The following is an 11455-nucleotide window of genomic DNA, read 5'->3' as shown; positions in this document are numbered from 1 at the left end:
TAACCCCAACGGCTCCAACACCCGTAACCCCAACAGTTCCAACACCTGTAACCCCAACGGCTCCAACACCCGTAACCCCAACAGTTCCAACACCCGTAACCCCAACAGTTCCAACACCTGTAACCTCAACGGCTCCAACACCCGTAACCCCAACGGCTCCAACACCCGTAACCCCAACGGCTCCAACACCCGTAACCCCAACGGCTCCAACACCCGTAACCCCAACAGTTCCAACACCCGTAACCCCAACTCAGCTTCCAAGCACATAAAACTGCTAATGGGGGTACAAGATGCTCTGCGAATGCCGAACGCGGTTGATTTTGTGATAATTTTGTGTAAGTACTGTGGGACTTAACTGCTCCAGCGCAGTAGCACATAGTTATGCCCGACACCAGAGGCAGAACCATGACAAACAATTTTAGTTACTGTCTCTACTACAGCAATCCAAGCAAAAAGTGATATTCCCTACGATCAGAGAACATCTGCTAACGCTAGATTAAATCAAGGACAGGACTTACACAGGGTTTACCGGATATCCTTATATAGTTCAATGACGTTTTCTGTGTAAGTTCCCAGGAATTAACTTTTTGCTAAAGAGAACATAAATTTATGACTTTTGATTACGACCTGTTTGTAATTGGTGCGGGTTCTGGAGGTTTGGCGGCTTCCAAACGGGCGGCTAGCTATGGGGCAAAAGTGGCGATCGCAGAATATGATTTGGTTGGTGGCACTTGTGTGATTCGCGGTTGCATTCCCAAAAAACTCATGGTCTATGGCTCTCACTTTCCTGCACTCTTCAGTGAAGCTTCCGGCTATGGCTGGAAAGTAGGTAATGCCGAGTTAGACTGGGAATATTTCATTACATCTATAGATAACGAAGTTCGGCGACTGTCGCAACTACATATCAGCTTGTTAGAAAAAGCGGGAGTAGAACTAATTTCTGGTCGCGCCACATTGCTAGACCCCCATACAGTAGAAGTGAATGGACGCAAAGTTACAGCAGATAAAATTTTAATTGCTGTTGGTGGGCGTCCGATCAAGCCAGATTTACCAGGGATGGAATATGGCATTACCTCTAACGAAATCTTTCATCTAAAAGAACAACCAAAACACATCGTCATTCTTGGCGCTGGTTATATTGGCACAGAATTTGCCTGTATCATGCGTGGTTTGGGTTCTGAGGTTACACAAATTACCAGAGGTGAAAAGATTTTGAAGGGGTTTGATGAGGACATCCGTACAGAAATTGAAGAGGGGATGACGAACCACGGAATTAGGCTGATTAAGAATAATGTGGTAAAAACAATTGAACGCGTGCCGGAAGGTTTTAAACTGACTTTATCAAAAGAAGACCAGGAACCACTAATTGCCGACGTGTTTTTAGTGGCGACTGGTCGAACTCCCAATGTCGATGGGCTAGGTTTAGAAAACGCTGGGGTTGATGTTGTTGCTACTTCTATGGAAGGTCCAGGGTACAATACCACAAATGCGATCGCAGTCAATGAATATAGTCAAACTAATCAACCGAATATCTTTGCCGTTGGCGATGTCACAGACCGAATCAATTTAACTCCCGTCGCCATTGGCGAAGGACGAGCCTTTGCAGATAGTGAATTCGGCAATAACCGCCGCGAATTCAGTCACGAAACTGTTCCCACAGCCATATTTTCTACCCCAGAAGCCGCTACAGTTGGCTCGACAGAAGCCGAAGCACGGGAAAAACTTGGTGATGCCGTCAAAATTTTTCACACTCGCTTTCGCCCCATGTACTATACTTTGACTGGTAAGCAAGAAAAAACAATGATGAAGTTGGTGGTTGATAGCAACACTGACAAAGTGCTAGGAGCTCACATGGTGGGTGAACATGCCGGTGAGATCATTCAAGGTGTAGCGATCGCTGTCAAGATGGGCGCAACTAAAAAAGACTTTGATGCCACCGTTGGTATTCATCCCTCCGTAGCGGAAGAATTTGTCACAATGCGGTGATAAGAGTTAGGAGTTAAGAGTTATGAGTTATGAGTTGAAGAAAGAAATTCCTAACTTAAAATTCTTGACTTCTCACTCTTAACTATTTACAGCTTTGCAATATATATATCTTCACGGTTTCGCTTCTAGCCCTAATTCTACCAAAGCGCGGGATATAGGCGATCGCTTTGCCCAAATTCACACAAAGCTCAAAATTCCCGATCTAAATGCTGGCGATTTTTCGCAGTTGACAATGACTCGTCAGATTACTCAAGTTGCCGCAGAATTCAGTAATAATTCTACGCCAGTAACGCTCATTGGCTCAAGTTTAGGCGGCTTGACCTCTGCCCACTTGGGACAGCAATATTTACAAATACAGCGTCTCGTGCTGCTAGCACCAGCTTTTGAGTTTTTATCCCATTGGTTGCCCAAGCTAGGCGATGAAGAAGTACAACGGTGGCAGCAAGAAAAATATATCATGGTCTACCACTATGGCCAGCAGCGAAAGCTTCCCTTAAGTTACGATTTTGTTACAGATGCTGCTCAATACCAAGAGAAGTTTTTGCAACGTCCTATCCCCACCCTGATTTTGCATGGAAAAAACGATGAAGTCATCCCCATCGAAGCCAGTCGTAACTTTGGGCGTTTGCGTCCTTGGGTAAAGTTAGTCGAACTTGAGAGCGACCATGCCTTGGGTAATGTTATGGAAGAAATTTGGCAGGCAATTCGCCTCTTTTGCCAATTACCTTGAAGCTGTAAAATATTAAACTCAGACCTAATCTAATATTTTTCAGTAACTACTATTTAACTTGTAGATCCAAAGAGGCTATATTCACCCACTATCAAGGATGGCTAGGGGAAAATAAGTCTTTTGTCAACAGTATTGATTTAAAATCCAAAATCTAAAATCTAAAATCCAAAATTTATATGCTTCCCTTTATCCGGTCAGATTTAGCGAAATTTACCGCCTACAAACCCCACCCCAGCAGCGATACAGCCGAATCTGTAGCCGGGCAATTTGATCGGCTAGATACAAATGAAAGCCCTTATGATTTACCACCTGAGTTAAAAGAGAAGCTAGCCTGGACATATCAGCAAGTAATTGAAACAAATCGTTATCCTGATGGCGGACATGAGACACTTAAAGATGCGATCGCCGAATACGTCAATGAATCAGCCGTCATCTCGCCATCTACTACTGCTGCCAATATTTCTGTTGGAAATGGTTCAGATGAACTAATCCGTTCTTTATTAATCGCCACCTGTCTAGGAGGAGAAGGTTCAATTCTAGTTGCCAATCCCACTTTCTCTATGTATGGAATTTTGGCACAAACTTTGGGTATTCCTGTAGTCGCGGTGGGTAGAAATGAAACAAATTTTGAGATTGACTTAAAAGCTGCACAGGCTGCGATCGAAAATACTCAAAATCCCCCGATTCGCGTAGTTTTTGTAGTGCATCCCAATTCACCGACAGCCAATAGCTTAACTGCGGCAGAGTTGGCATGGTTAAGAAGTTTGAGTGAGCATATTTTGGTAGTAATTGATGAAGCTTATTTTGAATTCAGTCAAACTACCCTAGTCGGTGAATTAGCACAGCGCCCCAATTGGGTGATATTACGTACTTTTTCTAAAGCCTTCCGGTTGGCAGCTCTCCGTGTTGGCTATTGCGTAGCTCATCCCGAAGCGATCGCCATCTTAGAAAAAGTTCGCTTACCTTACAATCTCCCTAGCTTTTCTATAGCAGCAGCATTAGTTGCTTTACAAAACCGCACACTCTTACTGGAATCAATTTCTCAAACCCTGAGTGAACGAGCTAAACTCATCGAAATTTTATCCCAGCAACCAGAACTACAAATTACCGCAAGCGCTGCTAACTTTATTTACCTACGTCTTAAACCAAATAGCTTTAATTCACCAGATGCTGCGTTAAAAGCTTTCCACCAGAAACTTAGAACACTTGGCACCGTTGTACGACACATTAGCCCAGGATTGCGAATTACTGTAGGGACAATAGAGGAAAACGCCCGCACCGTTAATCGAGTACAAGCTGTTTTGGCAAATTTGCAATTTTAGCAATTCACTCAGTAATTAAATCGGCTGTTCACCTCACTGCCCAAACGGCGTACTATTCCCACCGTTTGTGGCAGCACACCTACTAAAAGGGCAAAAGCAACATCCGGCAGAAGCGCCACTATATCTGGTGGAAAGTATTGTTCAAATTGATCGAGAATTTTCTGAACTCGCTGTCCAGGCACTGGATTTTCTGTAATTTGTTTGATCAATCTGATCCACTGTCGCCTAATCAAGTAAGCCTTCTGGCGTTCTTCATTAGATTCGGGAGTTAATAAAGACAGATTACCTATGGGCAGCGCCCTTTGGCAATCACAATCGTAATCCCCACCTACAGCAGCCCCAGGCCCAGCAAATTCTGCATGATAGCGTTTAAAAAGGATTAATCCATTTCGTCTACGACTATTGACGATGAAAACTTCCCCACTGTGTAAACGTGTAAGGATATCCGAGCCTTGCGATTGCTCAGTTCCGTCTGGCATGACAAGAGAATCAAGGAAACTAGCTTCAGGGTAATAAGTTGATACCATAGAAGTCTGATAGCGCCGATGCTGTTCGCTATCCATGTTTTTTAAAATTTCAACGAATTTGGTAGTAGTATGCACTTCAAAACAGAATTAGCTGTTATGTCAAATCAGGTTTTGGAATTCTTTATATTATCAAGAGTCTTTTGGCCAATTTTACTAAGATTAGTAATAAATAGGCATTCTTTAGTAATTGAGTGATCATATTTTATGAGATATAACTAGATTTGTCTTCCAATTATGAGAGGGTTTTCTTAAAGTTTTTATAAAGATGAATATCGGAATTAAAAAGTTATTATGAGCTATGGCTAGTTTTCTCAAGTAAATTATACAGCTATTTTGATTGTAATTAATTTATTTACCTATGTAATAAAATATTTTAAAATACTTATTGTTTAATAGCAAATATAAAAGACAAACTTTAATACTTCAGCATTTCAAAAAGTTTTACCAAGTTAGATTTTTCTTAATATTACGAATAATAAAATCCTTAAAAATTCCAAACAAAACATGTTTAAAAGAATTATTTAAAGCTATATAGGAATCTTAAATGATTTGTAACCTTTTTTTATTTTCTTATCTACCAGAAGCTACCCCTTGGCGGAAGCCTCTCGTAAACATGGCGGTGCAGTTCGATAATTATTTCAAAAATCTCAGTATATGTAGGGTGCGTTAAAAGGGAGTCCGTAACCCACTATCTTCGGACAGTGCTGTACTCTCGTCTGACACACCCTACGTGTATTTCTCAAATCAAATATCAGTCCCATAGCTCATATTAGCTTAGTTTTTAATTAAGTTAGCTTGTGCTTTGATTGTAGATATTGGTGAGAAATTTGCCCCAAAGTAATTACAACATCAAAACTTGCTTAAGTATTGCCAAAATAAAATCAAATAGTGGAATCAGGACTTAGATGCTTGTGCAATAACATTTGGCTTGAGCGTCTTAGAAAAAATGTATTCCAATTCGATTCGACTTTATGCACCCGATATCCCAGCTTGAAATAAAGTTGCCTTGCTTGATAATTCTTTTCCAAAACGTGGAGATATAAGTCTTTAAATCCCCAGTCACGAGAAACTTTTTCACAGCTAGTCAGTAAGCCTGAAGCAACACCGTGTCTACGGTATTGTGGGTGAACTGCTAAATTAGACAAGTAAGGAAAATCCATGCCAAGCTGACTCCACGAATCACTGTAACGTACACCCAGTTCTACGCTTCCAACTAAGTTATTAGCCACACCAGTAGTAGCTTCAAAGGCGACTAGACAAATATGACGCGACGGCGGTGAGGCCATGCGATGCCTTAAGTCTTCGTAAATACCCAAACGTAGCAATGGAAAAGCCCATCCCCATATCCCCTGTTGGGAGTGAAAGCTTTCAGCAATAATTTGAGAAACACCGATCAGATCAGCAGGTGTAGCTGTACGAATTTGAAATTGCCAGCAAGCTGGATCTATTGGCTGTTGCTGGTATGGATGAAAAAACCGATATTTCAAGGCTAGTTTAGTATTGATTTTATTCAACGAAAATTTACTCAAATATCCTTAAACACCATTTAAACTGAGAAAAACTTTATATCTGCCCAGGATATTGAACTGACTTAAGATTGCTAATTTGGTTTTGCTTGTGGAGCGGACAAAGTTTTACACTTTAGTTTGGGGCTTTATAGCCTGTATTTTTGGAAGAATCTTAAAAGTTACAGCTTCATTAATCTACAATTTTAAGTTTATTAGGTTCAGGTGCATCCCTTGCTTTAGGTAGGGAATATCTCAGTCTATTTACCACAAAAACATCTGTAAAGTTAAACAGGTTTAGGTAAATGGGTAGATAAATAGCATAACCTGTCCGTAAACATTACCTACAAAATTGTTAAGTAAGTACACTACCGAAAAATTCTAGTTGCAAACCAGCTTTAGTTGCAGTACTGAACTTGCTTATGCAATTGCTGCTACACTAACAGGACTTTACCACTAGTACAGGTCGGCAGAAATAAACCTACCATTTCATTACAGCCAAAAAGCTCAAAATAAGAGGCTTTTGACTTTTGAGAGCCAGTTGCTATTCTACTTTAACGCTAAGAGCGAACAAGTCACTAGAGCCGCAAGGGCGCACTGGCTCAAGATTAACTTTTGCCTTGCCTTACTAGGTAATAGTAGCAGGCTGTGCAGCTAGTGGGTGAGAATCTCCAAGATTCCTAATCCCTAACTTCTTAACCCTACACTTGTCTTAATGATAGTTCTGATTGCTAAATTAGAAAGAGGTATTTGTCTAATAGTATACTTTGGCTTTAAATCTTCTTGTTTTAATATTACTGACTCTACCATGACTACCATAAATAAAATTTACCTGCAAGTGTTAGTACAACTGCTGCAAAGGGAAAACTTAATATGCAGCTTCATCTGGATTTGTCAGCTAGCTATGAGCGCTGTATGTAGTATCAAACATTGCTTACAGGAGGTGAAAGAAGATTTGGCAAGCAAGCGGCGACTCTGTAACCCTAAAACTGACTATGAAAGCAATTACACTGCACCAAAGCAAACGGTAATCGGTATAAGCCATTGAGACGAATTACTGTGAGTAAACGCTCCTACACTCAGCAGTCATGTAGCCAAACAGCTTTATTGGTCAAAATGCTCTGCTCTATACCTGACTCAGAAAAATTCTTTATCCGACTGCCGTTGCAGCAGGAAAGCGGTGCATGAAATCCCAAGCAAACAGTAAGCCTAAAATTTTGGTTGTCGATGATGAACCAGACAACCTTGACTTGCTTTACCGCACTTTCTATCGCGACTATAAGGTGCTAAGGGCAAACTCTGGCCCTGCGGCACTCGATCTGCTGGCTCAAGAGGGGGAGGTCGCAGTGATCATCTCCGATCAGCGGATGCCGATGATGAGCGGTACAGAATTTTTGAGCCTGACAGCAACTCAATATCCAGATATTATCAGGATTATTTTAACTGGCTACACCGATGTCGAAGACTTGGTGGAAGCTATCAACGCTGGTAAGGTATTTAAATATGTCACTAAACCGTGGGAAGCTGAGGAACTCAAAGCAGTAGTACGCCAAGCTTTGGATACTCACAATGTCCTCAAAGCCCGCACCCGCGAGCTTACCCGCACACTCCGACAAGAATCGCTGCTGAATACCGTTACAAATACGATTCGCAGTGCTTTAGACTATCGCCAAATTTTACAGGCAATTGTAGATACAGTGGGTCACATGTTGGAGGTGGATGTTTGCCTGTTGCGTCCCTTCCAAGATGAGCAGTTAGCTGATAAAGGATTCATTTATCAGAAGCCTCTTTCTGAAGAAGTAGGGGAACAGACACAAGCCGAGGTACAAGCAAATAATTCTTCTGCTGTGTCCCTCTCACCCACTGTCCCTTTGCCTCTTTTGGCTCAAACGGTGTGGGAAACTCGTGAAGTCCAGGTGATTCACGATGTAACTGATGATCAGCGGATTCACGGTAATACTCCCGAACTGCGCCAACGCGGGGAAGCTTTTACTGCCGCTAACATTTGCTCTAGTTTAGTTGTGCCATTGATCTGCCAACAAGAACTGATGGCAGTGCTGGCACTGCATCAGTGTTCTGTGCCTCGCTTTTGGGGGGATGATGAAGTGCAGCTAGTGTTGATGGTGGCAGATCAGGCAGCTTTAGCTTTGTCTCAAGCTTATGCTTACGAACAAGTACGTGCTCTTGCCAAGCGAGAGAGCTTGATTAATACAATTACTAGCGCGATTCGCTCTAGCTTAGACCCCCAAGATATTTTTGCGGCGATCACGCAGCAATTGGGACAAGCCTTACAAGTCGATGGCTGCGTCTTGTCTTTGTGGACAGAGGAAGATGAGTTTGTCGAGTGTGTAGGCTTGTATGACAGTTTTCAACATTCGGAAAATTTACGTAGGCACAGCCCAGCCCCAGACAATAATCCAGGTAGCAAAAATCATCTAGTCCCTCCGAGATTACCCTATTCTCAAGCATCTATACAGGAGAATCCAATCCTCCAACAAATGCTACAGACGCATGAACCTGTGGTAATTGGTAATGTGAGCCATTCTCCCTCAGATGTGCAGGGTTTTGATTTGCCTTTAAACATGCCAGCGCGATCGCTAATGTTTGTACCATTATTGGCTGATGGTAAATGTATCGGTAGTATTACGTTACATGAAGGTAAAAAAGTACGCCGATGGCTCTCATCTGATATTGATTTGGCGAAAGCAGTAGCAGCTCAAGCAGCGATCGCTGTGCAGCAGTCATACCTGTATCAGAAAACTCGCCAACAAGCTGAACGTTTACTGGAATTAGACAAACAAAAAACCGAATTTTTCCAAAATATTTCCCATGAGTTTCGTACACCCATCACCTTGATTCAAGGGCCTTTAGAGTCGGCGGTGGCGGCTGGTGAAGGATTATCTTACCCCCAAAGTGCGATCGCCCTGCGTAACTCTCGCCGTCTGCTGCGACTGGTAAATCAACTCCTAGATTTACAACGCCTGAATGCAGGGAGAATGCAGCCTAGCTTCCATCCCTGCGATTTAGCAGAATTTGTTAGCCAAATAGTGGAATCTTTTCGTCCCTACTGTGAGAAAAAGAGACTGCATCTGGTCACCCAGTTAGATGAATGTTCTCCGGTGTACTTGGATACGGAAAAATTTGACAAGGTGGTTTATAATCTGCTTTCAAATGCTATGAAGTTTACTCCCGAAGGTGGGACGATCGGTGTCAGACTAAAATCTGAGCGCGATCGCTGCATCTTACAAGTACAAGATACTGGAATTGGCATTGTTAAAGAACAAATTCCCTACCTCTTTGAGCGCTTTCGCCAAGCTGAAGGTTCAGCAAACCGCTCCTATGAAGGTAGTGGTTTGGGTTTAGCTTTAGTTAAAGAATTGGTCGAATTACATGGTGGTCAAGTCACTGTGGAATCAGTTTACGGACAAGGCACTACCTTTAGTTTATGGCTGGTGACTGGAAATGCTCATTTACCCGCACAGCAAGTACTAGAAACGACTACCGAACTGAATACAAGCCGTGCTAGCGTAGAATTGGCTGATTTAGAACTGGTATCAACAACAGACAATATTGAAGATATTACAATAAACTCCTCCCCCAGTATTGATACTCAAGACTCAGCACTTAAGACTCAGCACTCAATTTTAGTTGTAGATGACAACCCGGATTTACGAACCTATGTATCTGAAATTTTCCGCCGCAACGGCTATCATGTACGCACAGCTCGTAACGGTTCTGAAGGACACGCTATAGCTAAGGAAATTATACCCAGCTTGATTGTGACTGACTTAATGATGCCCCTGGTGAGCGGACTTGAAATGATTCAAATGATCCGTCAAGAGGAGAAGTTGAAAGGAATACCAATCATTCTGCTGACAGCAAAAGCTGACGAGGAAACCCGCATCGAAGGTACAGAACATGGTGCGGATGCTTATTTAGCAAAACCATTCAACGATCGGGAACTTTTGGCGGAAGTTCGGAATCTTTTGGCATTGAAGGAAAATGAACGGCGAATTGTGGAGTTAAATACTTATTTAACAGAATCCGTATTAAAGCGCTTTTTACCGGCTGTATTGGTACAAAAAGCCGCAACCGGAGATTTAACCTTAGATTTACGTCCAGAACCACGCTTAATTACAGTTTTGTTTAGTGATATCGTGGGTTTTACACAGCTATCAAATACTCTCAGATCCCGACGAGTCGCAGAGTTGCTAAATGAATATTTAGAAGCCATGACCAAAGTTGTATTTGGCAATGGCGGCACTGTAGATAAATTTATGGGAGATGGTATCTTAGCTCTATATGGAGCGCCGGAAGAGTTAACCCCCAATGAACAAGTGCGTCGTGCGATCAATACAGCACGAGCAATGCACCGCTCACTGGCTGAGTTGAACCAACGCTGGCGAAATCAAGGTGTATTCGATGGTGACAGACTTAATAGCGTCCAGTTTCGGTGCGGTATTCACCAAGGGACTGCTGTTGTGGGGATGTTTGGTAGTGCTGAACGGGCTGATTATACTGCCATTGGGCCAAGTGTGAATATTGCTGCAAGGTTACAAGCTGCTGCTGTTCCCGGTACTATCTTGGTTTCTGCTGCCGTGGCAGATTATTTGCAGGAAGAAGAAATTACTAAAGGTAGTCCGCTAGAACTTAAAGGAGTAGATGAAACAGTTTTGACTTTTGCTGTTAAACCAGAGGTAATGGTTAATCGCTAAAATTTAGACTGGTATTTTAAAGCATTAGTAATGAGTAAGAGTGCCTAATCATATCCAGTTTATATAATATGACACCATCAGTTGCAGACAAAACTCCAATTTCAAACAAAGTCTGGAGGCGACACACCGATCCACCAGCTTTGTGGATTTCTGTCGTTATAGGTTCAGTCTCTCTGCACTTGCTAGCGTTCTGGCTGATGCGCTCATCTCAGTTTAGCCGCTTGTGGCAGCAGCCAAATGAAGCCACTATTCCAATTGAAGTTGTAGAGATTTATTCTGAGACAAAACCAAGAACAAGAAAAGTTGCGTCTAAACCAAAACCAGTCTCGCCCAAGCAACCATCCACAATTCAAAAGGTACAAGCAGTAAAGTTACCAAAGCAAGTAGTTCCAAAAGATAAGTTAACAGCAAAATCTGCCCTTAGCGGTCAAGATAGAAGTGCAATCGCATTAACAAATAATAAAAATGCGATCGCTCAACAACGTCAACATCAACAAGAAGTTGCTCAACAACGTCAACGTCAACAAGAAGTTGCTCAACAACGTCAACGTCAACAAGAACTTGCTCAAGAACATCAACGTCAACGTCAACAAGAACTTGCTCAAGAACATCAACGTCAACGTCAACAAGAACTTGCTCAAGAACATCAACGTCAACGTCAACAAGAACT

Annotated in this window: 8 protein-coding genes and 1 pseudogene; 6 read left to right on the top strand and 3 right to left on the bottom strand. The window is 42.3% G+C overall.

What is annotated here, in order from left to right; genetic code table 11:
• Positions 1-267, bottom strand: a 267-nt coding sequence (locus V7K73_RS29545; protein ID WP_334885634.1) for a hypothetical protein, incomplete at its 3' end; no start/stop codon positions are given.
• Positions 268-609: 342 nt separating this feature from the next.
• On the opposite strand from V7K73_RS29545, the gene gor reads away from it, so the two are divergent.
• From gor to V7K73_RS29530, 3 genes are all read left to right on the top strand, one after another.
• Entirely contained in the window at positions 610-1986 is a 1377-nt protein-coding gene (gene gor, locus V7K73_RS29540) for a glutathione-disulfide reductase (protein WP_334885632.1), read from the top strand.
• A gap of 94 nt (positions 1987-2080) precedes the next feature.
• A complete protein-coding gene (locus V7K73_RS29535; protein ID WP_334885630.1) occupies positions 2081-2716 on the top strand; it encodes a YqiA/YcfP family alpha/beta fold hydrolase in 636 nt (211 codons plus the stop codon).
• Positions 2717-2892: 176 nt separating this feature from the next.
• Entirely contained in the window at positions 2893-4038 is a 1146-nt protein-coding gene (locus V7K73_RS29530; RefSeq protein WP_334885628.1) for a histidinol-phosphate transaminase, read from the top strand.
• 8 nt (positions 4039-4046) lie between these two features.
• Here the strand turns inward: V7K73_RS29530 and V7K73_RS29525 are convergent, their stop codons facing one another.
• The gene (locus tag V7K73_RS29525) at positions 4047-4601 is read right to left on the bottom strand and encodes a hypothetical protein (RefSeq protein WP_229492762.1); all 555 of its coding nucleotides are present in this window, start codon (positions 4599-4601) and stop codon (positions 4047-4049) included.
• Positions 4602-5446: 845 nt separating this feature from the next.
• The gene (locus V7K73_RS29520) at positions 5447-6079 is read right to left on the bottom strand and encodes a GNAT family N-acetyltransferase (protein ID WP_334885626.1); all 633 of its coding nucleotides are present in this window, start codon (positions 6077-6079) and stop codon (positions 5447-5449) included.
• Positions 6080-6878: 799 nt separating this feature from the next.
• On the opposite strand from V7K73_RS29520, the gene V7K73_RS29515 reads away from it, so the two are divergent.
• The 3 genes and pseudogenes from V7K73_RS29515 to V7K73_RS29505 all read left to right on the top strand — a co-directional run.
• Positions 6879-7118, top strand: coding sequence for a hypothetical protein (locus V7K73_RS29515; protein WP_334885624.1), 240 nt, complete (start codon positions 6879-6881; stop codon positions 7116-7118).
• A gap of 136 nt (positions 7119-7254) precedes the next feature.
• A complete protein-coding gene (locus V7K73_RS29510) occupies positions 7255-10785 on the top strand; it encodes a response regulator (RefSeq protein ID WP_334885623.1) in 3531 nt (1176 codons plus the stop codon).
• 68 nt (positions 10786-10853) lie between these two features.
• Positions 10854-11455: pseudogene (locus tag V7K73_RS29505) on the top strand (hypothetical protein); the annotation flags it as partial.

This window comes from Nostoc sp. (assembly GCF_036916975.1).
GTDB lineage: Bacteria > Cyanobacteriota > Cyanobacteriia > Cyanobacteriales > Nostocaceae > Nostoc.
This window is presented reverse-complemented; position numbering and strand designations above follow the sequence as displayed.